The following is a 24,090-nucleotide window of genomic DNA, read 5'->3' as shown; positions in this document are numbered from 1 at the left end:
AGTTTTTGATATGAATGAAATGACATCATTCATTGCTAAAATGATGGCATTGTATCTGCTTGTGACGGGAATCGGTTTTTTCGTTTCAAGAGAATTCTATTTAAGAATGATAAATGACGCTCAATCAGAGCATCCGATATCCATAAATTTGTCAGGTATGGTTCATTTTTTTATTGGCATGGCTATTCTGTTAAACCATTTTTATTGGAGCACTCACTTAGAGGTTGCCGTTTCATTAATTGGTATGGCGTTTTTGCTCAAAGGAGGCCTGTTAATTATGGTTCCGGGCACGATTCTGAAGTCCAACCAGTTCAGTATGAAAATTTTACCACTCAGCGGAATCGGTTTTATTGCAGCCGGTTTATATCTGATTTGGGCACTCTATGTTTGATAAACTGTAATTCGGAAGGAATAGTTTGTACCAATTGCTCACAGCGGAAGCTAAACAAAAAAAGTTTAAAATAAACAAGGTCAATTCAGAACAATGAAAAATCAGTGAGAGAACATCATGGGCCGAATTGTAATCGCCGGGGGAACGGGGTTTCTCGGATTGAACCTCGCACGCCAGTTGAGTGAGTCAGGCAGTGAAGTCGTCTTGTTGTCACGTCGGTGTACTGCTGAAGATTCTCGGTGGCGACATGTTGTCTGGGATGCACGTACCACAGAAGAGTGGGTACGCGAGTTGGAGGGAGCCAGTGCGCTGGTGAATCTGGCTGGCCGCACGGTGGACTGCATTAAGACCCCCGATCATTGTGATGAAATATTACGCTCGCGGGTTGAGGCGACGGAAGTCTTGGGGCGTGCTGTAAGAGAAGTTCAGTCACCACCGCCCGTTTGGGTGCAGATGTCGACGGCACACCGTTATGGCGATCCACCTGACTGCGTGTGTGACGAAGATTCTGCCTTTGGCTACGGTTTGGCGCCCTTCGTTGCTCAGGAGTGGGAGGCCGCCTATGCGCGGGCTGTGCTTCCCAACATGCGACAAGTCATCTTGCGGACCAGTTTTGTTCTGGGACGCGATGGCGGTGCCTTACAGCGACTGGCAAAACTGGTCCGCTGGGGATTGGGTGGAACAGTGGGAAGTGGACGGCAGGGAATGAGTTGGATTCACGTGCAGGATATGAATCGGCTATTTATCCGAGCCATCACTGATGAATCTATGCAGGGAGCCTATCTGGCAACCGCTCCCGAACCGGTTTCAAATGCCGAATTCATGCGCGAATTAAGACGCGCACTTCACATGCCCATCGGTTTGCCTGCTACCAGCTGGATGGTGCGGATCGGCGCGCCATTAGTTATGCGCACGGATCCGGAACTCGCACTTTATGGTCGATATTGCATCTCGCGTTGTTTAAAAGAAGAAGGTTTTGAATTTTCGTTTTCGAATCTGGCATCGGCGTTTCAAGAAATTTACCAATGAAAAGGATACGTTCAATGCGATACCAAGTACTGACATTCATGTTACTGATTTTTGTCTTTGGTTGTGAAACTTCGACCAAGCCCAAACCAGCAAACAAGACAGCGAAGACGGCGTCCCAAACGGGAAAAACGAATTCTGATCCCGTTAGCTTACCACCGAAATATAAACCAGTCATTGTATCAATGAATAATCACAAAAATGGGGAGGGAAGTGGATGCACATCAACATTCACACCTCAAACAAGTTCTCCTGATACTAAGATAAAATATGGTTTGTCATGCGGGCATGATGGTGCCGTTTCCAAGTTGAGTTGGGAATATCTAAGTACTGACGAAAAGGGTGACCATTACCGTTTTGAAAGAAGCTTTCCACACGACCAGCCCAATCAGGTGGTAACGAAGAAAGAAGTGATTTATCAAGGTAAGGAAATAATAATATTTGAAGACGATGCTCAGCGAATCAGTATGTTTCCTTTACAAGTTGATAAAGAACCAAACAGGAATTGACTGTTTTTTTTACTGAAATTGAATCCTTTCAGAAATTTTCCTGGAATGCGTCACATTCGAAAGTACTCAATCGTCATATCCTTGAACGCCTCATTAACATGAAAGGATAAGACAAATGAGTGAACGTGATTATTTAAATGAACTGGCCGAATTTGAAGCACATTATCAGTACGACACAACCTATATGCGGGAACTATTAGAACACTCCCCGCTGGCGTATGCGAAATTTGCCGATTTCATGCCTCTGGCAAGCCATCGAGAGAACTTGGACCCTGAAACGTACTGGATTGCAAAATTGGCCGCCATGCAGGTTGAAGATTGTGGCGCATGTTTACAACTCTGTGTGCGTATGGCTCTGGAAAATGAGGTCTCCCGGCAGCTAATCGAGTCTGTATTGGAAGGTGGCAGCGGGTTGTCAGATGACGCGCGCGATTTGTATGATTTCTCTGTCAACGTTGCCAGCGCAACCTCTGTTGAGCAAGCGTTAGAAGATCGCATTCAAGCGCGTTTTGATAAAGCGTCACTGTTGGAACTGGGGCTGTGTATTGCATCAGCGAAAGTGTTTCCTACCATTAAACGTGCCTTGAGTTATGCCAAAAGTTGTAATCTGATTGAAATCAAAGTCTGAGAGGGAATAGTACGAACAGGCAGCATTCCAGGCTGTCATCCTGCAATGATAATGAAAGAATGGTTGACAGTGAAATCAGCATCGGGCTTGGACATATTTGAATTCCATCGTTCAGAATTGGTTGGTCTGGCGTACCGGATTACCGGTTCTCGTACCGAGGCGGAGGATATCGTACAGGAAACGTTCTTGAAGTGGATGCACGCTGATCAGAGTTCCATCGTTTCAGTTCGAGCATGGCTCATGAAAGTTGCAACGCGGTTGTCACTCGATTATCTCAAAAGTGCCAAAGTCAAACGCATGTCTTATGTTGGTCCCTGGCTGCCCGAACCATTTATCACCGACGAGCAAACACCCGCGAATGAACTGGAAATGGATGAATCGATCTCGATGGCGCTGTTGGTCCTTTTGGAGCAACTTTCTCCCGCGGAGAGAGCCAGCTTCATTCTGCACGATCTGTTTCAATACCGTTTTGATGAAATCGGAGACATCCTCGAACGAACGGAAAGTTCCTGTCGCAAGCTGGCCAGTCGCGCCCGCGCGAAAATTGGCAGAGACACTTTAGAGCCAACGCAAGACAAGGCAGAGCACATTCAGATGCTGTCGACATTCTCTGACGCCGTCAAAAAGGGTGACATGACGGAGCTTGTCGCACTACTCAAGGATGACGCGACATTCCATTCAGATGGAGGAGGTAAAGCTGCCGCATCACGTAAAGTGTTGCATGGCTCAGACGTGATTGCCAAATTCTTCTTGAAAGTCGTCAGACCCGACTGGCTTTCAAAGAAAGCAAGCGAGATGACGATCAGCGCAACCTGGTTCAACGGTGCGCCCGGCATGATCGTACGGCAGGCAGGTCAGCCAATCACCGCATTCAATTTTGAACTGGAAGCGGGGGTAATCAAAATCATCCACGCCCTGCGCAATCCGGACAAGCTGCGTTTGTTTGGTGCTCGTTGATCGTTTGAGAGACGTCCAAGGCTTCTGGGATTACCAATCTATTGCGTGTATAGAGGGAAATCGAGTTATGACTTTTGTTTTTTCTTTATGTAGCGTCAGTACTTTCAAACACAAGAGAGATGGAAGAATATTCCTAGCGTGCAAGCGAATCGTAAGAGAGAGGCTGGGGATCGATTAAACTGATCCTTTTACCAGATAGCGCTTCAACATCGCTTCATCAATGTCAACTCCCAGGCCTGGTTTCTTAGGCACTTTGATTCGTCCCACATTGATTTCAAAACGCTCCGTGATGATGTCATTCTCAAGGCTATAATAGGTGCAGTCGTTAGCCAGGGGGAAATTGGGTGATGAAGCCGCCATGTGCAGCATGGTGGCGGTGCGCAAGCCCAGATCGTGGGAGCAGTGGAAGATACAAGGCACTTTGGCCGAGGCGGCCACTTCACCAACAAGTTTTACGGCCCAGATGCCGCCGCACTGGTAGGTATCGGGCAACAAGTAGTCCGCAGCGTTTAGCTCCAGAATTTTACGCACATGTTCCATCGTGGTGACCGATTCATTCAGCGCGAGTGGGGTTCTGGTCTGTTGTCTGATGTCGGCCGATTCTTGCAACAGATCTTTATGCATCGGCTGCTCGAAGTATTGCAATTCGTACGGTTCCAGATCACGGGCCAGTTGCAGGGCAACTTCTGGTGTGTAGCCCATGTTGGGATCGATGCGGAGATTCAGTTTGTCTCCGACCGATTCCCGAATAGCGCGGACCATTGCCAGATCTTCTTCCGGGGAGCGACCCGCTTTGGTTTTGAGCGTCGAGAATCCCAGGTCCACATAGTGTTTGGAAATCGCGGCCGCCTCTTCTGGACCGCGGATACCCATGCAGCAGGTAACTTCGACTTCCTCTCGATACAGGCCTCCCAGTAGACGATGCAAAGGTTGCCCACTCTGCTTACCAAGAATATCCCAGCAGGCCATCTCAACCAGACTCTGCAGATAGGGTTCTTCCATTCCCCAGTCTGCGTAAAGTGCAGAGATGTCAGTCGGGTCTTTACCAAGGAGAATGGGTCTGAAGTAGTTGGCTTCCACTCCTGTAAAGGAAGTTGCATTTTGAAACGAGAGCCGTTGTGGTGTTTCTCCCCAGCCGGTTATACCTGCGTCGGTTTCAATCCGAATCAACAGGGCGCCTGTCGTTGAAGATGAAATATAGCGTGATTGATAGGGAGAGACTGGTTTTAGCAGTGGTACATCAACCAGGAAGGTATCAACGGCTGTGATTTTCATAGAACTCTCCGTTCAAAGGTGGGATCAGTCGCAGAGACTATTTATGCTACCAGTTGTTAACTTGAGCAGCAAGCAGGTGCATAATTCCGGAGGCTTGTTGTTATGAGAATGCTAACGTAAAGTAGAAGTTGCACGATACCAGACAGGAGAAATAACGATGGTTCCTGAGATTTTTAATCTATTCACTCCATTTAAGACACCACCCACAACGGAAGTGTTTGAGGAACTGTTTTGTGGTTCCTCATTTCGTGTCGAAAAGATCGTGTCGACAGGACAGGCGACTCCTGCCGGTGAGTGGTATGATCAGGAACAGGCAGAATGGGTAGTTTTATTGTCGGGCTCTGCGGTATTACGATTTGAAGGAGAATCTGAAGCAGGCCGGACGCTGGTTCCCGGTGATGCAGTGAACATTCCCGCGCATTGTCGGCACCGCGTCGAAGCAACGGCTGCGGATCAGGAAACCGTTTGGCTTGCAATCCACTATGAGCCTGTCGAGAATAGATGAATCGTAAAGCGATTTCAGCAATTTACCATTTTAAAATAGATTTCAGGAAAGAAGTTCAGACTGATGAAAAAGAATCCGGTCAAGGCGGCGTTAAGTGCAGGAAAACCTCAGGTGGGAACATGGCTCTCATCAGGGGATGTGATGATGACCCGTTTGATGGCACGCGTAGGATTTCCCTGGCTCACGGTTGATATGGAGCATTCTCCTATTGACTGGTCACAAGCAGGATTATTATTCGGTGCCATTGCGGATGCAGGCTGTGTGCCTTTAGCACGAGTTCCCTTAGGAAAATATGAATTGATTAAACGGGCTCTGGACGCTGGTGCTCACGGAATCATCGCACCCATGATTAACACCGTTGAACAAGCAAAGACTGTCATCGATGCAGTGAAGTATCCGCCTGAAGGGAATCGCTCTGTCGGTGGCGTGTTACATGCGATGAATTTCGATGCGACTGCCGGCGATTATTATAAACACGCCAATGATGAAATTCTGGTGATTCTTCAAACAGAATCACCAGAAGGAGTGGAAAACGCGGAAGCGATTTACAGTTTGCCTGGCGTTGACGCAATTTTTGTTGGTCCCAATGATCTGACTTTTCAGATGAGCAAAAAGACGGGCTTGCATCCTTCGCCTGATGAACTGGAGGAGCAATTACAGAAAATCCTGGCCACAGGTAAGAAAACGGGTACACCGGTTGGCTTACATGTGCAGACGATCGAAGCGGTCGAACAGCGGATTGAAGAAGGTTGGCGCTTTATCGCCTGTGGTAGTGAAGTCAAATTCATGGTGAATGAGGCACAACGGATCGTCAGCGGCTTGAACTTGAAAGCAGAAACCGCCGATTTGGCTCGGTATTAAGCATCATAGAGTCTGTATTCATAAATGAGGCCATTCAGAATTGAGTGGCCTTTTTTTATGTCGACTACTCATCGCCGATTTGAATGATTGTTCGTTCCTGGTGGCGACCTTCAAGCAGACTGCCAACGGTTTCTTGAATTTGATCGAGGGTGATCGTCTTGGCGCGCGATTCGAGGTCAGGCAGTTTCCAGTCGGTTGCGAGTTTCTGCCACAGTGCGGTTCGTTTTGCGATGGGGTACCAGGAAGAGTCAATGCCGTCGAGCGTCACACCCCGCAGGATGAATGGGAACACGGTTAAATCGAGTTCGGCCCCACCGGCATTTCCACAAGCGGCGACACAACCTTGATGCTCTATCGAGCGGATGAGATGGCTCAAGAGGGAACCACCGACTGTATCAATGGCAGCCGGCCATTGGGTTTTGAGTAGTGGTTTCTTGGAACCTGTATCGACGGCACTACGATCAATGACCTGTTTGGCACCAAGCTCAATCAGTCGATCATGCATCGACGCTTTGCCTGAGACGGCTGTTACCTGATAGCTGAGTCGATTCAGTAAGGAAACCGCGAAGGAACCGACGCCTCCCGATGCTCCCGTGACGAGGATATTACCTGAATCAACGCTGATTTCATGCTGCAGGAGGCTACTGACGCACATGGCTGCGGTCAGACCAGCCGTACCTAGAATCATCGATTCTTTAAGCGTAAGTTTTTCAGTCAGAGGGATAATCCATTCGGGTTGAACGCGTATGAATTCAGACCAGCCTCCCCAGCGGTCAACGCCGAGTTCGTAGCTTGTCACAACAACAGGCTGACCGACTGTAAACTGATCAGAGTCCGATTGCTCCACGATGCCAGCTGCATCGATACCAGGGACATGAGGAAATTTTCTGACGACTCCCGGATGTCCGGTAGCCGCCAGTGCATCTTTATAATTGATTGAAGAATAGACGACGCGAATTGTTACTTGGCCTGGGGGTAATGCATCATGGGCTGCCGAGTGAACTCCGGCGATGATTTCCTTTGGTTCCTGTTTGTTAACTTGATAGCAGCGAAAGGATTTCTGCATGGTGCGTTCGATCGTGAATGCAATGTTTAATGATTAGATGTAATGTTACCAGGGACCATCGGGAGTTTCCATTTCCAGACAGCGCCAACAGTACCAACTGGCGACCGTACGGTAAGGTTGCCAGCGTTCGGCAATTTCAATACAGGTCTGCTTGTCGGGACGTGTCTTGAGTTCATATATCACTTGAATGCCATTTTGGATTCCCAGGTCATCGTGCGGGAAGATATCAGGGCGACAGAGACCAAACATCAAAAACATCTGTGCGGTCCAGTTACCGATCCCTTTGACTTGAATCAATTCTTCAGTGACCTCTGCATCAGACATGAGATGCATTTTGTGCAGACGCACATTGTTTTCCAACACCATTTCTGCGAGATGATGCACGTAGGTGGCTTTCTGGTTGGACAAACCGACTGATCGTAATTCCTCATGAGAAAGGCGAATGATTTTTTCTGCCGTTGGTTGCCCTTTTCCTGAGAGTGCGTGCAGACGTTTATAGATGGTGCGGGCTGCCGAGGTCGAAATTTGTTGCGAGACAATCGAGCGCAGCAGTAATGCAAAACGATAGCGATACGGTTTGAGCGGGCAGGGGCCAATCGACTCAATCACCGTCTTCAAACGCGGGTCTGCTTTTTTCAAGTGCGTTGAGGCTTTTTTGAAAGTCGCTACGTAATTGTTCATTGTAAATTACCAGCGGGAGTGTGTGTGGCTAAATCTGAAATCATATCATGAGTGGCTGCTTCGGCCGCCTGCTCCCATTCTGCAGGCGAGAATTTTTCTGAGTAGGGAGATTTGCGGATCGCGAAGTTAATACCACGGGAACTGTTAATAATCGCTCCAAGCCCTCCCTCGTCAAAGGCTCCCGCCACATCACCGGCTCCTGCGCCCTGACTTCCATAACCGGGAACCAAAAGAGGTGTGTGTGGCATGAGAGAGCGGAGCTGGCTTAACTCTTCAGGATACGTCGCACCGACGACGGCACCGATGGCGCCATAATTGCCTGCTCCCTTTGTTTTCAAAGCGAGTTCTTCAACAACCCCTGCGACACATTCATAAAGGCTTGTTCCATCGGTTTTTCGATCCTGAAACGTTCCTGCACCAGGATTACTGGTACGGACCAGCACATAGATTCCGGCCCCGCGTTCGGTGGCGACATTCACAAACGGTTCTAATGTGTCACTGCCGAGATAAGGATTGACGGTCAGACAGTCGGCAGCCCAGATGGCGCTCTCTGGGTTCTCTCCAGCGAGATAACCTCGCGCATACGCTTCCGCGGTTGAGCCGATGTCGCCTCGTTTGGCGTCACAAATGACGACTAATCCTGCACTGCGCGCTTTCTTGATAATTCGTTGCAGGGCCGCACAACCTGTGGGCCCCCATTCCTCGAAGAATGCCGCCTGTGGTTTCACTGCGGGAACCAGCGGCGCGACAACATCGATCATGCGGAAACAGAATTCTTCAAACGCGGCCGCGACGATTTCTGCTTTTGTTGCATGTCGAGATTCTGCAGAACGGACAATTTCGGCGGGAAGCCAATCAAAGCGGGGGTCAAGACCGACGAGTGCCGGTGTTTTTTTATTCTGGATGGCTGCGTTTAAACGATCGGAAAAGTGGTGCATCTGCTAACTGCTTTCAGAATTTCGATTTAAGTGTCGGAGTAGCTTGAACGTGATTTCTGCGTTCAATCATACACGAATCAGCTCACAATGGAATGAAACCGGTTTTTGAATTGGATTCGATGAGAGGGTTTTCCATTTTCCGTATAAAATCGAAGAGTTTTTTTCACATGTGAGAGTGAGAATCATCGGGACAAAAATGGTATTGACCAGATCTTTACCATGAACTAAGCTCCCGCTCCACAATTATCTCTCTCAACTCATATCTCAATTTCTCTTCAGGTTTTCTGCTTTGTCAGTTCTGGCAATGTTTGATCACTCAATTTATTTTCAGTCGTTCAACTGAAAAGGGCAGGTTTTGTATTAATTCCTGGCCGTTTGATGATCGAATGCTGTCCGAAGATGATTTCAGTAGAAAAGCTGCCATTCGAAAATGACTATTTCTCTCACAAACGGGGTCGTGCTGTGAAAAGCTCTGTCAACTTGTTCGTAATCGTACTCGTGGTAGCAGCCGGGATTTCCGGTTGTCAAAAACTCAATTTGAGTCCATCAGACTGGCTGCATCCTGCCAGCCTGCGCTCGCAGAGCCCTGATGAGGAAACCTCTGAGATAGAAGACTTTGCTGAGACCAAAGTGGAGACTCCCTTCATCGGAGATTACACACAAATTACCGGTAAAAACCTGATTGCCCTGGAAGGTGTTGGTCTGGTCACTGGATTGAAAGGGACAGGCGGTAATCCTCCTCCTTCGGTTCATCGTGAAGCATTACTTCGAGAAATGCGTCGTCGGAATGTGAAAAATCCAAACCACATCTTACGAAGTCCTTCGACGGCACTAGTTATTGTTAAAGCATATTTACCTCCTTTGATTCGAAAAGGAGAAAAGTTTGATGTTGAAGTTTATCTGCCTGGAAATAGTGAAGCAACCAGTCTGGAAGGGGGTTGGTTAATGGAATCCTACCTTGCAGAACAGGCGATGATTCAAGGCCGTGGTCTCTTGAAAGGTCACATTCTAGCCAAGGCGCGGGGCTCTATTTTAATTCCTCCGATCTCAAATGAAGACCGTAAAAAAGCGGTCGCTGGGATCTTGCGCCGTGGTCGCATCCTCGCGGGGGGAGTATCGGTCACAGAAGACCGAAATCTGGCTTTATACCTGCGTAATGATTTTAAGAGTATTCGAAATGCGATGCGTATTGCCGATCGAATTGGTGGACGATTTCACCACTTTGATCGATATGGAATTGAGGAACCTCTAGCCGAAGCAAAGACTGATAAAAAAGTCGTGCTGAAACTGAAGCCCCGTTACAAACACAATGATTCACGGTATTTGCAAGTCGTACGAAAAATTGCATTTCGAGAAACTGATGTGGCACAACGGGTGCGGATGCAAAGGCTGACAGAAGAAATCAAAATTCCGGAGCTGTCGGAAAGAGCGGCGATTCAATTAGAAGCGATTGGTAAAAAATCGATTCCCATTCTCAAATCTGCGTTAAAAAGCCCCTTGTTAGAAGTTCGTTTCCATGCGGCTGTCGCCTTGGCCTATCTGGATGATGGATCAGGCCTTAAAGATTTGGCGGAGGCTGCCAGAGAGGAACCTGCGTTTCGCGTGTATGCGTTAGCAGCAATGTCTGCCATTGATGAACCAGAGGCACACATTTATTTACGTGAATTGATGAGTATGACCAGCGCAGAAACCCGTTATGGCGCGTTTCGCGCGCTCTGGACACTGGATAAAAATGATCCATTCATTCGTGGAGAAGATATGAATGGGCAATTCATGTTGCATGTTTTACAAACTGAATTAGAGTCGCCGTCTCAAGACGATCCAAATCAAAAAGAGGGTGCTCCGAAGAATGGTGGTCCCATGGTCCATATCACTCATCGAAAACATCCCGAAGTTGTACTCTTTGGTTCTCAGCAGGAGTTTCGAGTTCCTATCGCTGTACGAGCGGGTGATGTGTTAATTACAGGCGCGCCTGGTGTCGATCAATTGATTGTTAGTAAGTACGCTGTTGGTGAGAAAGACCAACGGAAGAAAGTATCTAAAAATATTGCCGTTGTGATTCGTACAGCAGTAGAAATGGGAGCTAGTTATCCCGATATTGCTCAAATGATCTTACAGGCGCATCAACAGGGGAATATCGAAGGGCAAGTCGAAATTGATGCTTTACCGGAAGGTGGTCGCCTCTATTATCGTCCCGTTGAAGAAGATGCTCTCATGGCTTTGAAGTCAGGTGAAATGAAATCTTCCAAATCTAAAAAGAAAAAGAGTGCCCGCGTAGGTAACGAGAATATGGTTCCCAACATATTTCATTCTGGAGCACCTCGGAAAAAGACAAGCTCGAAATCATCTGCTGACTCTTCAGAAATAGGAGAAGTGACTTTGTCTGATTCACGAAAGTCCAAGTCATCAGACGATGATGGAAAATTCATCAAACAGAGCACATTTAAAGACTGGTTTCGGTATTTCAACAAATAATCTCCTTCTATATCTCAATTCAAGATCTGTTACTTTTGATTCCTGTTTGTCGATTCGAAGTCAGACACCCATCGTCTGTTTTTACGTATAAGGTTAAGTGATGCTGAAGTCATTGGAACTGTTCGGCTTTAAGAGTTTTGCCGACCGGACCATATTTGAATTTTCGGATGGCATCACTTGCGTCGTTGGTCCTAACGGGAGTGGTAAGAGCAATGTCGTAGATGGCATTAAGTGGGTTCTGGGAGACCAGAGCCCCAAAAGCCTGCGCGGCAAGGATATGACCGATGTCATCTTTAATGGTTCAAAAGGTCGTAAGGCGAATGCCTATGCGGAAGCCACTTTGACCTTTCACAACCAAGATGGTTTTCTGGATATTGATGCGCAGGAAGTGCATATCGGCCGCAGGTTATGGAAAAACGGCGATTCAGAATATCTGCTTAATCGAAATCCGGTACGACTCAAAGATATCCGTGATTTATTCATGGGCACCGGTGCGGCGACGTCTGCCTACAGTATTATTGAACAGGGGCGTGTTGATCAGATTTTACAGGCAAATGCGGCTACGCGTCGTGTTGTATTTGAAGAAGCTGCCGGCATCAGTCGCTATAAATCGAGAAAGATTGACGCTGAACGAAAATTGGAACGAGTTGGCCAGAATATACTCAGACTCACAGATATTGTCGATGAGGTAGAAGCACAACTGAACTCAACTCGAAGCCAGGCTTCTAAAGCAGCGAAATACCGCGAAGCTTCCACCGAGCTTCGCAAGTTATGGATGGGGATGGCAGCAGATGACTGGCGACACCTGACTACACAGCAATCTTCCATTCAGGAAAGAATCGATGAGAATCAAAAACGTCTTGATGAACTGAACGCCGAATATCAAACGTACGAAGACAAACTGTCAGCGATAGATTTAGAGATTGCAGAAATTGAAGATCAAGTAAGAACGGTTGAGAAAAAACTTGCTTCACATCGAGAAGGGATTGCGGGAAATCAAACATCGATAGAACACCAACTCGAACGTAAACAGGAATTTGAAGCCGAAATAATTCGATTACGTAAACAGAGAATCCTGATGGCGAAAAGAACATCGGAGATTCAAAATGATCTGGAAGCCGTTACGAACGAAAAAAACAAGTCTGAATCTGAGTTTCAGCTTCAACGCCAGAACCTGGAAGAAATTCATGCAAAAATCATAGCTGTGACCGAAGAATTGGATGCGGCCAATGAACAAGTTCAACAAAAACAACAGCTTGTTCATGAGCTGACCAAGCAGTCTCTGGCTCTGGATAACAAACTTTTTTCTGTAAAGACACAACTGGAGACATTCAATACTTCAAGCCTGAAGTCAAATGAGAAACGTGTGCAACTGGAAGCCAAAATTCAGGAAGCACAATCTGAGGTTGAGCAATGCGAGGTTCAATTTCGAATTGCTGGAGAAAAAGTCGCTGAGTTTGCACAATGCCTGTCGGAAGTTGATGAAAAACAACAGTCTTTCTTAAGCGAGCAAGATCAAAAAACACAACAACTCTCAGATCTTCGTGAAAAGCGTAGTGCGTATCAGGCACGCAGGAGTGTCTTAGAAGACCTTGAACGTCGGCAAGAGGGAATCAGTATCGGTGTCAAGGAAATTTTGAATCGTGCACAGACTTCAAACCATTCGCCGTGGAACACGATTCTTGGCAGCGTTGCTGATCTTTTGGATGTAGATTTGGAACAAGCGGCTCTCTTGGAAGTTGCCTTGGGAATTCGGTCTCAATTATTAGTGATCAAAGAGTTTGAGCCACTCTACCAGTTTTTGAAAGAAGGGAAATATTCTATTTCTGGCCGGGTTGGGTTTATTACCCAGCCTTCTCTAAAAAATGAGAATGATCAGCCAATGTCAGCCGTGAATGGGTTTTCTGTAGAAGGAAATGCCACAAATACCGAGTCTTTTCATACGGAACCAAATCAGGTCATTTCAGATTTATCATCACATCGTGGTGTGATTTATCGTGCCGATCAGTTAGTTAATCTCACAGAAGAAAACAAATTACTTGCCCAGATACTGTTGGCTGATACGTGGATTGTTGACTCATTAGAGACTGCAGTAAATCTGTCGCGTATGGAAGGGCACAATTGCCGGTTTGTCACACTTCAAGGTGAATTGATCGAAGAAAATCAATCCGTTTTTGTTGGTGCAGTACGTAGCGAGTCGGCGCTATTCACTCGTAAGAGCGAATTGCGAAAACTGAAAAACGATTTGATTCGAATTGATCGGACCCTAAGCGAGAATGAGTCTGCTCTCGAAAAATTAGATGAGTTACTGTCGGCTGTTGATTCAGAACGAAGTTCCTGGCAAGAAAAAATGCAAGAAGCGTCAGAAACGCTCTCTACGGAAAAGGCGGCGAAAGCAGCAGCCACACATAATCTGGCGCAGTTAAACGAAGAGTTAACGACTGTTCGAAATGATCTGGAAGACCTGGAAAGTCACACTCTGAAGTTACATTCCGAATCAGAAGCAGTGTTATTTGAGAAGCAAACGACAGAAGAAAAACTGGAAAATTTGAACTTATTAATTCAGCAGGATGAATCCGTTTTACTAAATAAGCAGTGCGAAGTTCAGGAGCTCAAAGAACAGCAAAATTCAAGACAACTGGAATTAGCAACGCATGAAGAACGGTTAACCGGGTTGGAGCAACGTTTTGGTCGTTTAAGGTTGGAGTTTGAACAACGACAACAACAACAGGAAGAATCCAATCGTCGTTATGAATTATCACTGGAAAAAAACTCACAAATTAAACTGCATATTTTAAACACTCGTGCTAATTTGGATGAACAGTTTTTATTACAGGATGTATTACAAGAGCAGGCGAGTAATTTCATCTCACTACGTGAGCAAAAACGACAACTCAAAAAGCAGTTAAGTTCTGAAGAAGCAACAGTTCGCAAAGAGCGGCGTGAACTGAGTGAAAAGAAACACGAAGAAGAAATCAAGACCCGAGATATCGAACATCAAATCAGTTCTCTAAGTGACCGAATCGAGGAAGAATATCAACTCTCATTAGAAGAGATTGTTACTTCGGGAGAGTCAGTTCTAAAGCAATACCTGGAAGAGGAAACCGAGAAAAATTCAAAGCAGAGTGATTCTATAACCGAACTTGACAATCAATCTGAACCTCTTGCTTTGCAAAGCGAGGTCGAGCAACAGTCGAGTGTTGATGAAATCAATGAACAGGTCGAGAGTGAACTCGTTGAACAGGAGAGAGAATCTATTCAACCCGGTTTTAATATCGATCTCTACCTCGAAATTCGACCGGAAATCGAAGCGCAAGTTAATCGTCTACGACGCAAAATAAAAATGATGGGTAGTATTAACTCAGATAGCCTTAAAGATCTGGATGAACTGGAATGCCGTTTTGACTACATGAAGTCACAGCTGGATGATTTGGACGAAGCAAAGTCTGCTTTAGAAGAAATCATTCGTCGAATCAATACGGAAAGCAGGCGTTTATTTGTAGATACTTTTGAAGTCATTCGTATCCATTTCCAAGAAATATTTCGCAAGCTGTTTGGAGGAGGCGAGGCCGATATCATTCTGGAAGATCCGGAAGATATTCTGGAGTGCGGAATTGAAATCGTAGCCCGTCCGCCGGGAAAAGAGTTACGAGGGTTGACATTGCTGAGTGGTGGTGAAAAAACATTAACGGCAGTCGCGCTTTTAATGTCGATTTTCCGTAGTCGTCCCAGTCCATTCTGTATTTTGGACGAAGTGGACGCTGCTTTGGATGAAGCGAATGTCGAGCGTTATGCCGGGCTGATTGACGACTTCAAAGAAACAACGCAGTTCATCATGATCACGCATAATAAGCGGTCTATGACTGTTGGAAATGTTCTCTATGGAGTTACAATGGAGCAATCGGGAGTTTCCAAGCGGATGTCAGTACGATTTGATGACATCACTGAAGATGGAAACTTCAAGCAGTCAAATTCGTCTGATAGTGATTCAGAGGCGGCTTGAGGAATGTAAACCTGAAAGCTTGCCTGTCACTGGGAGACCGAATTTTCACCAGAGATCCAGTTGAGGTTTCGATGTCTGATTTTACCCATTTCGATGAAGATGGTGCCAGCCGGATGGTGGACGTCGGTGCCAAAGCAATCACCGCTCGTATGGCCGTTGCAGAATGCTTTATCACAATGAAACCCGAAACACAAAAGCGTATTTTGGACCGACGGGTTTCCAAAGGAGATGTGCTGGAAATTGCCCGGATTGCAGGAATTATGGCAACGAAAAAAACGGCAGACCTGATTCCTTTGTGTCACCCCCTGAGTATTAACAGTGTGCGTCTTGATTTTGAAGCTCTGAATGAAACAACAATTCGCATTGAATCCACTGTGAAAATTGATGGTAAAACCGGTGTGGAAATGGAAGCATTGACCGCAGTCAGCGTGGCGGCATTAACAGTTTACGATATGTGCAAAGCCATCGATCGTGCCATGAGCCTGGGACCCACTCAACTTGTTGAAAAATCAGGTGGAAAAAGCGGCCACTATATCAGGAAAAAAGGCTGATTTTCCGGGGCCATACAGGTCTGGTTTCCTCTATTTAATATGGATACCAGCTGATTTGTTCCCAGAATTCAAGAAAGATTGATTTCGACTTATGAAATCATACAGGTGGCGCCCTGTTTGCATTCCTATCTGCCGGTAGAATGCTTACAATGACTCGGCTTAGTGATCTGATCTTACAGTTCATATGTTCCGTGTTTTTTAAAAATAACCGAGTTCCAGTCTAAACCTGGGATATCGATTCAAGATTGTGGTGAGGCTGTAATGGGGGACCATCTTACGACGCATGACCTGTTGGCACGTGTCGAAGAATTAATAGGCGATGAGCTGGAACAGGCAGAACGCGTTTTTTTAAACGAAGTCAATTCGAAGCACCCCTATGTCCATGATGTTTTACAGCACATCACTCGTTTTCAGGGAAAGCGACTACGCCCGATTTTGTTGCTGCTTTCTGCTGCGGCTTCAGGGGGAATCAAAGAGAGCCACTTTGTACTTGCCTCTGTAGTAGAAATGATTCATTTGGCAACTCTGGTGCATGATGATGTACTGGACGACGCATTGATCCGCCGTCATGTCGCAACTGTCAATGCGCGTTGGAACAATGAAACGAGCGTACTGGTCGGTGATTTTCTCTTCACACACGCGTTTCACCTTACTGCCAGCCTGGGAGATGCTCGTGCGTGTCGTTTGATTGGTCGAGCTACCAATCTGGTTTGTGAAGGCGAATTAGCGCAGATTTACGAACGTGGCAACCTGGATCTTTCAGAATCGCAATATTTGGAAATCATCAATGGGAAAACGGCCGAGCTTTGTGCGATTAGTACTCAACTAGGAGCCATGTATTCTGACGCCGATGAAAAAATGATTCAGGCAATGGATGACTACGGTCGTGCGTTAGGAGTTGCTTTCCAGATCACCGATGATTTACTGGATTTACTCGGTACGGAAGAACAAATGGGCAAGTCTCTTGGCTCGGATTTACAAAAGGAAAAACTCACGCTTCCTTTAATTCGGCTCCTGAGTCAAAGTCGTCAAGAGGATCAAATTGCAATTCAGGAAATTCTCTCTCAACCAGATCAACAAACTAAATCGAAGCTCGATCAATTTATTAAAAATAGTGATGCCATCGAGTATGCAGCAAATCGTGCCCGCGATTTCGCAATCAAGGCCAGGGAATCTCTCAAAGGGTGTCCCCCTTCACAAGCCAAACAGATTCTTGAAGAACTAACAGAATTTGCTATCCAGAGATCGATTTAATATCATCGAAGTAACTACACTTCAGGATCGACTTGATCGCTGGTGAACAGCAGGGTGTTATTAAGATAGCAGTTTTATTATGAATCGGATTAAGAGGCTAGAGAACATTGTTTAGCAATCCAATATTTATTCGGGAAGCATTGACTTCTCCTCGCCAGCTTCGTCATTACCTGATTCGTTCTGGATATGTCGCAGCCGTGTTTATTTTGATTTTCACAGCGGGCCAAACGATCTTGGGAACTCAGCAAATTCAAACCGTTACGATTGGAGAATTTGCGCGCCTGGGAAATTTGATTTTCCAAATAATCGCATTTCTCCAATTATTACTCGTTCTGTTTTTTACGCTATTATTTTCGGCAGGAAGTATTGCGCAGGAAAAAGACCGCGGCACACTCATTCTATTGTTAATGACTGAGCTCAAAGACCGTGAGCTTGTAAGTGGAAAAATCCAATCCAGTCTGCTCATTGTTTATGTCCTGCTGGCTGCCTCCATACCAGTCTGTATTTTCTTGTACTTGCTGGGAGGGGTTGAGTTATCACAGATCATCTGGATGGAACTGTTGTGCTTGATGACAGTTTTTGCGACCGGAAGTTGGGCCGGACTGGTAGCATTTTGGCGAGAAAAAACATTCCAGACCTTGGCAATCAGTGTGTTAGGCATGGTCGTTTTTTTGGGAGTCGTGGAACTGGTCGTCAGTTTGATTGGTCCGCAATTTGGAGGACGCGCCTGGATTGCCGGATTGAACCCATTTCGTTCTCTCTATGAAATCTTGAACCCTCTTTCTCTCAATTCTGGATTGCAAGTGATCACAGTCAGTGCCTGGCCATCATTGATTAGTTTATTTATGTTGGGTATTGCCTTAAAGGCTTATACGATTCTTCGTTTACGTGTTTGGAACCCTTCACGTTCAGTGTATAAGTCAACGGCTAAGGAGGAAGTGGAAGAAGCAGTCATTATCAAAGAGAAGTCGCGTCCAATTTGGTCAAATCCTGTGATTTGGCGCGAAATCATGACAAAAGCTTACGGTAGAAAAATTTTCGTGATTAAATTGGCATATATTCTACTCGCTGGATTCACTCTCTGGTCTGCTTCAACATCGAATGCTGCAGTGGAGGGAGTTCGCTATTTAGGTGTGATTCCACCACAGGGACTTGCTTTTGCTGGGATTGCCTGGTTGAGCCTGATGCTCATGAATACTCAGGCAGTCACCTCGATTACATCAGAAAAAGACAGTAAAACATTAGAGCTATTACTCGTCACTGATATTTCCGCCAAAGAATTTGTGTTAGGAAAATTAGGTGGGATTTTCTATAACAGTAAAGAAATCATCCTGATTCCAACGCTCATTTTGTTCTATCTTGTCTTTCAGGGTGTTTTTTCATTAGAAGGATTTCTATGCACGCTCCTGGGCTTTTTCGCATTGATGATTTTTGCGATCGTACTTGGATTGCATATGGGACTTACCTATGATAATAGCCGTTCAGCAATCGGTGGTAGTCTGGGAACCATGTTTTTTCTTTTCGTTGGAATTGCTATTTTTATGATTCTCCTGGTTCAAGCGCGTTCTTCGTTTGCTCTGCAGCTCCAGAGTTTTCTGGTCTTTATCGTGGTAGGAAGTGCAGCGCTGCACTCTGTTATGACGCATCGTAACCCGTCTCACGCATTAGCGATATCGGCCTGGTTGCTTCCCTTCCTGACATTTTATGCCATTACTTCATTTTTGCTGGGAGGGACTCTGGGAGTTTTGATCACGATTCTATTTGCGTATGGGCTTCCTGTTCTTTCGATGTATATTCCGGCAGTTTCTGAATTTGATGTTGCCTTGGGAAAAACCACTTTTGATAAAGGTTAGAGTGGTCACTCCTGAATCATGATGATCGCATTTATTGATACAGTCGCAATCTGGTTTCCAGGATCATTAGCATTATTTGCTTTGACATGTGCTTCCGGTTTTTTTTCAGGCAGTGAAACTGCGATCTTTTATCTTTCACGAGATGAACTCAGACAGTTCAGCAGAGGTAAGCCTAGTGAGCAGATTGTCGCGACATTGGCCTCTGATGCAGACCGATTATTGACGGCTGTTCTCTTTTGGAATCTATTGATCAATCTGACATATTTTGCGGTCGCAGGTGTGATTGCCAAGAGGCTGGCCGATGCTGGAATGACGGCAGCCGCAGGTTTTTTCAGCGTGGGGAGTCTACTGGCAATTATTCTGTTTGGCGAAGTGCTTCCCAAAAGCCTTTCGATTGTCTTTCGTAAAAGAATCGCAGTCAGCGTAAGCTGGCCTTTAGCCATTTCAGTTCGATTGCTTGATCCCGTAATTCCCTTGCTACAGAATGTCAGTAAATTAATGCGGCGGACTTTTTGGCCAAGTATTGAGAAAGAGCCTTATTTACATTCTGAAGATTTGGAACGTGCCGTCGATGCCTCAGGAGCCAGCGAAGAAGTGATTCGCCATGAAAGGCAAATTCTGCACAATATTTTAGATCTTTCAGAAATATTAGTTGAAGAAGCGATGCGTCCCAGAGGAACCTATTTCACGTTTAATGCACCTTTGAAACTGGACGACTTAAAGAAAATTACGCCCAATACAGACTATATCATTTTACGAAAAAGCGAGAACGATTCAGATGAGATTGATCGTATTATATCTCTTTCCGACTTATCTTCGTTTACAGAAAAGACGCTAAACCAGAATTCACAAAGGATCATTCATGTGCCCTGGTGTGCAAACCTTTCAGATGTCTTTTCGAGATTTCAGACAGAAAACTGTCACTTTGCATCAGTTGTTGATGAATACGGAGAGACGATTGGCATAGTGACTTTCGAAGACATCATTGACACGATTGTCTCGCCAGAACCAAGTCGGGCAAAACGAATTTTACAACGTGAACCAGTTCGAGAAGTGCAACCGGGCGTTTATCATGTTGAGGGAATCACAACGCTGCGCTACCTTTGCCGCAAATTACAGCAGGATTATGAAATCGCTGACGATGGATTATTAACGGTTGCCGGAATGTTTCATGAAAAACTGGAACGCATTCCAGAGGTTGGTGATCTTTGTGATTGGCAGGGATTTCAGTTGGAAGTGATTGAAGTTCGCAAACTGGGGCATTTGGTTGCTGAGCTCAAAGAAGCAGAGCCAGTGAATGAAAATCTTATAGAAGAATAGTGTTGTGTGAAGAGAAGGGGCTTCAGCCGATACTACAATCTATTTTCGATTTTGAGTGAGGAGTGGATTTAATAGGCTTTGCGCAGTCTCAAACACTTTCATGTTGGCTACGGCCTCATGTTTGAGCTGGGGTAGGTCTATGATTCCACTCTTGATCACTTGGCTGCTTTCGCCAGCTTCACTTTCAATACCAGAGGCAACATTACCTGCAATCTGTTCGATGCGCTGACCTATGCGATCAATGCCTGATAAAGCGGTATGCATAGTAGATGTGACAGAAGAAATCGCCATCAAGGCACTCCGGGTTTTTGACAGCTTCAGATAGAATCGAATTAAGCTGATCTAAAGAGAAGATTCCAACTATGACCAGCCTTCTCCCTTATATATAGCTTTTCATCGGAAGCCTGACGGCAGACAAACAGGTAAGAGCGAATCAAAAGAAAGAAGGTCTCAAATTTGGTAAGTTGAGAGAGGTTATCCCGTATATTCTGGAAATAACAATAAAATCGATTTTACTTCTTCCACATGCCGGACCATAAATAAAAGGCGATGAAGGGCACACTGATTGTCGCTAACATAAAATTCCAAGGCCATGTTTGTGGGAAAACATTATTTTTCAAAACAAATTGGTCGATTAAGATCGCACCACAAAAGGCCCAGCCACAAAAAATGAACGCCAGCTGTTTCTTTTCTTTCAGTTCTTCCGGAGATAATTCAGGCTTGCCCCGAGAGGGCTTAGACGGTTTCGTTTTTTTCTCTGGCTTTGGTTTTGAAGAAGACTTCTTCACTGATTCATCGGCAGAGTCCGCTTTGGTTTCCTGATTTCTGTCATCTGCTTGCGCTGCCACTGCATAATATTCAGCAATTCCCTGACTGATTGATCGAGGAGTTGCCAAAACCCAGCGAGATGGAACCTGGTACCGTAAACGCAGTTCGTCTTCCAAATCGTGCGTGGGTTGATCAGCACATGCGACCAGTAATACATTGTCGTCAATGAATAATGGTAGAATGGTATTTCGTTTTGCTACCTGTTCTGGCAACTGATCCAAAATCGATTCGTCAGGGATTGTTTCTTCTAGATCAATATATGGTACACCTTGAGAGCGTGCGAGTGCCTGTGTTGCCACTTCTGCATCGACAAAGCGCATTTGGACGGCTGCATCACGAACTGACAAACCGCGTTTCTCAGCAAAATCGATCAACTCATTCGCTTGCGCTTTATCGATATGGCCTTGTTCAACGAGGACCTTTTCAACCGGTAGAGGGCCCGTTGATTCCTCCTCCTCAAATTCACGTCCCAGACTTTCGTCGTATTCTCTTTTGCGTTCCGGGTCTGTCAAACAGAGCATGGCTTTGGCCAGTTCGTTTAACAAATCTTGAGATTCGTTTGAATATTTTCCTGAAGCATATTTTCGTACGTGCGAATTTAACTTTTTATAGTGTGCACGAATTTTTTCTTCATCATCTTCAAATTTGACTAATCGCAGTAAATCATAATGATGTGGAGGTCGGTCCCCTTCTGGTATGCCCAGCCAATCCTTATAAACATCAATTGCCACCTGAGAGAACTCCTTGCTCTTAGATCAAGAGAACTATTTTTATAGAACAACCAACAAATCCTGATGTCTTTTTTTAGATGCGATCAATCGCCAATCAATGTGCTATTATTCGACCATGTAGTCTTTGGCCAGAACTTCGAATCGGTCAACGCCTTCTTTATCCAGTCCGGAATCTCGAACAATTTCGGTGGCAGCTTCGTTATTTCCCGTCAGTTCCCTTGCTGAAGCATGAATTCGTCCATTGGCATCATATCGATACGTCACTTCTACAGGAGATCCCTTGGGAAGATTAGCGGGCAAATTTAAGATACGGAAATCGCCAATGGTAGAACAGGCATCAGGATCACTGGCATCTCCTTCGAGAATGACGACATGAATCCGTTGCTGATTTTCTGATGTCGTTACGAATTTCTGGCTGACACTTGTGGGAATCTCGGTATTGCGTTTAATCATTATATGATTGATTTTACGAGTCCGATCATTGGGATCTGTAATTTTTACACCCAGTGAATGTGAGTTAACATCAGCCGTGCTGACATTGCGCAATCTTTTAATAACCGTTTGTGCCATTCGGCTCTCACCACCGGTTGCCCGTGCTTCAAGAATTGCAGCGTGTATCGCTGCACCCTGAGCAACGGCCTCTTCCGGGTTCATACTGCGTGAAGGCTCTCTACCACACACATTTTTCAACATTTCTTCCACAACAGGCATCAGTGTAGAACCACCCACAAGCACAACATCGTCTAGTTGTCCTTTTTCAACTCCCGCCTGTTGCATCACCAGTTCCGTGGTGTCACGGGTTCTCTGTAGCAAATCTGCTGTCATCCGTTCAAAGTCACCACGCGTTAATGCAACCGTTAAAGTGTTGCCTTTGTGATAAATCGATACAGGAGTTTGCGCTTTTTGGCTTAACTCGCGTTTTGCGTCTTCACATTCCTGGACACAGGTTCGCATTGTAACCGGATCTTCTCGAGGGTCACTGTCGAATTTCTTTTTGAACTGCTCAGCGACATGATCGACAATGCGCTGGCTCCAATCGAGGCCCCCCAGCATCACATCACCATCAGTTGCCAGAACACGGAATTGAGTTGGTGAGTAACGCACAATTGTCACATCAAACGTACCACCACCCAAGTCATACACCAGAATGGTTCGCTCACCCGATGGCATCGCATCGGGATTTCCTAATTCATCTCGTTTCCACGCATAAGCCAGTGTTGCCGCAGTAGGCTCATTGATAATATCAATCACATTCAAGCCAGCGATTCGTCCAGCGTCCTGAGTTGCTTTACGTCGAACATCGTTAAAGTAATAGGGAACTGTGATGACAGCATTAGCGATCGGGCCGATTTCTTTCTCTGCATCCTGCTTCATCTTCTTCAGAATCAAGGCAGAAAGAAACTCAGCAGTCAGCTTCTTTTCCTGGTAGACAACATAAAAGTTATCATCTCCCATATGCCTTTTAACAGCTTCAATAATGCGGGATGGGTCATCTTCAATAGCGGTTCTTTCAAAAGAAGGACCAACCACAACACGGCCTTCCTCGCCCAGCAAAACCACAGAAGGCGTAATCGATCGTCCATCGGTGTTTTTTAAGGATATGGGCTGCCCTTCACTGTCAAGTTGGGCAATGGCTGAATACGTCGTTCCCAAATCAACGCCAACAGTAAGACCTTCTACAAACTTCATAGTATTACCTTAATTTCATTGACCTAGCAGGTTCATCATGGATCAGGACACGAGAGCGGAACAGGGGAAATCAGTAAAAAAGACAGGAGAATTCCTTCCCATTTCACGTGACTCCAAAATTAAACTTCGGATTACCGGCTCATTGGTAACCGGCTTAATTCACCTATTCTGCCACTGATGTGATGGGGAATCAAGGACTTGGTTGGCGGGAAACTGAAAACTGACAAAGTCTTAATGATTTCAGTCTTCTTGAACTGGTTCTATTCTGGGCATAAATTCAGTGTCGCATGGGGGGCATTATATTCAGAACAATTGCTATATTCTTACTCAACTTAGTAAGAGATAAGAGGCCATAATGGTTTAAAACGTGCTGAGCCAAATAAAATAGCTTGGCGTTCTGATCCCTGCTTTTGAGGGCTTCATAGCTTCAGGAGCCGGAAATCGTGTGAGGGTTGGCTCTCAGACTATTTCACTCTACAATCTTATGCCATTATGAGAGCTTTGTTTCTCAGCAAAACCAGGTTCTGTTTTATGCCAACTCAACTGAAC

Annotated in this window: 20 protein-coding genes; 13 read left to right on the top strand and 7 right to left on the bottom strand. The window is 45.6% G+C overall.

Features of this window, described 5'->3' with window-relative positions; all coding sequences use genetic code 11:
* Nucleotides 1–10: 10 nt before the first annotated feature.
* The 5 genes from V144x_RS24155 (at nucleotide 11) to sigJ (ending at nucleotide 3,511) form a co-directional block, all read left to right on the top strand.
* The gene (locus tag V144x_RS24155) at nucleotides 11–391 is read left to right on the top strand and encodes a hypothetical protein (RefSeq protein ID WP_144989063.1); all 381 of its coding nucleotides are present in this window, start codon (nucleotides 11–13) and stop codon (nucleotides 389–391) included.
* A gap of 117 nt (nucleotides 392–508) precedes the next feature.
* Nucleotides 509–1,420, top strand: a complete 912-nt coding sequence (locus V144x_RS24150; protein ID WP_144989061.1) for a TIGR01777 family oxidoreductase — start codon at nucleotides 509–511, stop codon at nucleotides 1,418–1,420.
* A gap of 14 nt (nucleotides 1,421–1,434) precedes the next feature.
* Nucleotides 1,435–1,926, top strand: a complete 492-nt coding sequence (locus tag V144x_RS24145) for a hypothetical protein (protein WP_144989059.1) — start codon at nucleotides 1,435–1,437, stop codon at nucleotides 1,924–1,926.
* Nucleotides 1,927–2,041: 115 nt separating this feature from the next.
* Complete coding sequence (locus V144x_RS24140) at nucleotides 2,042–2,554, top strand: carboxymuconolactone decarboxylase family protein (RefSeq protein ID WP_144989057.1); 513 nt, start codon at nucleotides 2,042–2,044, stop codon at nucleotides 2,552–2,554.
* A 69-nt stretch (nucleotides 2,555–2,623) separates the two neighbouring features.
* Nucleotides 2,624–3,511 (top strand): RNA polymerase sigma factor SigJ, encoded by an 888-nt coding sequence (gene sigJ / locus V144x_RS24135; protein WP_197998614.1) that lies wholly within the window; start codon nucleotides 2,624–2,626, stop codon nucleotides 3,509–3,511.
* Between the two features lie 174 nt (nucleotides 3,512–3,685).
* On the opposite strand, the gene V144x_RS24130 is transcribed toward sigJ, so the two are convergent.
* Nucleotides 3,686–4,786, bottom strand: a complete 1,101-nt coding sequence (locus V144x_RS24130; RefSeq protein WP_144989053.1) for a mandelate racemase/muconate lactonizing enzyme family protein — start codon at nucleotides 4,784–4,786, stop codon at nucleotides 3,686–3,688.
* A gap of 157 nt (nucleotides 4,787–4,943) precedes the next feature.
* Between V144x_RS24130 and V144x_RS24125 the strand changes: the two genes are divergently transcribed.
* Both V144x_RS24125 and V144x_RS24120 read left to right on the top strand, forming a co-directional pair.
* Nucleotides 4,944–5,291 carry a cupin domain-containing protein gene (locus V144x_RS24125; protein WP_144989051.1) on the top strand — a complete coding sequence of 116 codons (348 nt, stop codon included), beginning with the start codon at nucleotides 4,944–4,946 and terminating at the stop codon, nucleotides 5,289–5,291.
* 63 nt (nucleotides 5,292–5,354) lie between these two features.
* Nucleotides 5,355–6,152 carry an HpcH/HpaI aldolase family protein gene (locus V144x_RS24120; protein WP_144989049.1) on the top strand — a complete coding sequence of 266 codons (798 nt, stop codon included), beginning with the start codon at nucleotides 5,355–5,357 and terminating at the stop codon, nucleotides 6,150–6,152.
* Nucleotides 6,153–6,216: 64 nt separating this feature from the next.
* Here the strand turns inward: V144x_RS24120 and V144x_RS24115 are convergent, their stop codons facing one another.
* From V144x_RS24115 to pyrF, 3 genes are read right to left on the bottom strand one after another with little or no spacing between them, the layout of a single operon-like run.
* On the bottom strand, nucleotides 6,217–7,218 hold the full coding sequence (locus tag V144x_RS24115) for a YhdH/YhfP family quinone oxidoreductase (RefSeq protein WP_144989047.1): 1,002 nt from the start codon (nucleotides 7,216–7,218) through the stop codon (nucleotides 6,217–6,219).
* 45 nt (nucleotides 7,219–7,263) lie between these two features.
* Nucleotides 7,264–7,899, bottom strand: coding sequence for a DNA-3-methyladenine glycosylase family protein (locus V144x_RS24110; protein ID WP_144989045.1), 636 nt, complete (start codon nucleotides 7,897–7,899; stop codon nucleotides 7,264–7,266).
* On the bottom strand, nucleotides 7,896–8,837 hold the full coding sequence (pyrF, locus tag V144x_RS24105; RefSeq protein ID WP_144989043.1) for an orotidine-5'-phosphate decarboxylase: 942 nt from the start codon (nucleotides 8,835–8,837) through the stop codon (nucleotides 7,896–7,898). The genes V144x_RS24110 and pyrF overlap by 4 nt, the downstream gene beginning before the upstream one ends.
* A gap of 462 nt (nucleotides 8,838–9,299) precedes the next feature.
* On the opposite strand from pyrF, the gene V144x_RS24100 reads away from it, so the two are divergent.
* The 6 genes from V144x_RS24100 (at nucleotide 9,300) to V144x_RS24075 (ending at nucleotide 20,293) form a co-directional block, all read left to right on the top strand.
* Entirely contained in the window at nucleotides 9,300–11,312 is a 2,013-nt protein-coding gene (locus V144x_RS24100) for a flagellar basal body P-ring protein FlgI (protein WP_197998613.1), read from the top strand.
* A gap of 100 nt (nucleotides 11,313–11,412) precedes the next feature.
* On the top strand, nucleotides 11,413–15,315 hold the full coding sequence (locus V144x_RS24095; protein ID WP_144989039.1) for an AAA family ATPase: 3,903 nt from the start codon (nucleotides 11,413–11,415) through the stop codon (nucleotides 15,313–15,315).
* Between the two features lie 71 nt (nucleotides 15,316–15,386).
* The gene (moaC, locus tag V144x_RS24090; RefSeq protein ID WP_144989037.1) at nucleotides 15,387–15,866 is read left to right on the top strand and encodes a cyclic pyranopterin monophosphate synthase MoaC; all 480 of its coding nucleotides are present in this window, start codon (nucleotides 15,387–15,389) and stop codon (nucleotides 15,864–15,866) included.
* Nucleotides 15,867–16,127: 261 nt separating this feature from the next.
* Nucleotides 16,128–17,120: a polyprenyl synthetase family protein gene (locus V144x_RS24085; protein ID WP_144989034.1), complete on the top strand. Its 993-nt coding sequence runs from the start codon at nucleotides 16,128–16,130 to the stop codon at nucleotides 17,118–17,120.
* A gap of 107 nt (nucleotides 17,121–17,227) precedes the next feature.
* The gene (locus V144x_RS24080; RefSeq protein WP_144989032.1) at nucleotides 17,228–18,973 is read left to right on the top strand and encodes an ABC transporter permease; all 1,746 of its coding nucleotides are present in this window, start codon (nucleotides 17,228–17,230) and stop codon (nucleotides 18,971–18,973) included.
* Nucleotides 18,974–18,991: 18 nt separating this feature from the next.
* Nucleotides 18,992–20,293 carry a hemolysin family protein gene (locus V144x_RS24075; RefSeq protein ID WP_144989030.1) on the top strand — a complete coding sequence of 434 codons (1,302 nt, stop codon included), beginning with the start codon at nucleotides 18,992–18,994 and terminating at the stop codon, nucleotides 20,291–20,293.
* 39 nt (nucleotides 20,294–20,332) lie between these two features.
* On the opposite strand, the gene V144x_RS24070 is transcribed toward V144x_RS24075, so the two are convergent.
* The 3 genes from V144x_RS24070 to V144x_RS24060 all read right to left on the bottom strand — a co-directional run bounded on the left by V144x_RS24070 (nucleotide 20,333) and on the right by V144x_RS24060 (nucleotide 23,541).
* On the bottom strand, nucleotides 20,333–20,584 hold the full coding sequence (locus V144x_RS24070) for a hypothetical protein (RefSeq protein ID WP_144989028.1): 252 nt from the start codon (nucleotides 20,582–20,584) through the stop codon (nucleotides 20,333–20,335).
* Nucleotides 20,585–20,805: 221 nt separating this feature from the next.
* Complete coding sequence (locus tag V144x_RS24065) at nucleotides 20,806–21,852, bottom strand: GspE/PulE/PilB domain-containing protein (protein WP_144989026.1); 1,047 nt, start codon at nucleotides 21,850–21,852, stop codon at nucleotides 20,806–20,808.
* A 105-nt stretch (nucleotides 21,853–21,957) separates the two neighbouring features.
* Nucleotides 21,958–23,541 (bottom strand): Hsp70 family protein, encoded by a 1,584-nt coding sequence (locus tag V144x_RS24060; RefSeq protein WP_144989024.1) that lies wholly within the window; start codon nucleotides 23,539–23,541, stop codon nucleotides 21,958–21,960.
* Nucleotides 23,542–24,090 lie beyond the last annotated feature (549 nt).

The sequence above is a fragment of the Gimesia aquarii genome (assembly GCF_007748195.1).
Lineage (GTDB): Bacteria > Planctomycetota > Planctomycetia > Planctomycetales > Planctomycetaceae > Gimesia > Gimesia aquarii.
Note: the sequence above shows the minus strand (reverse complement) of the source record. Positions and strands in the feature narration are given on the sequence as shown.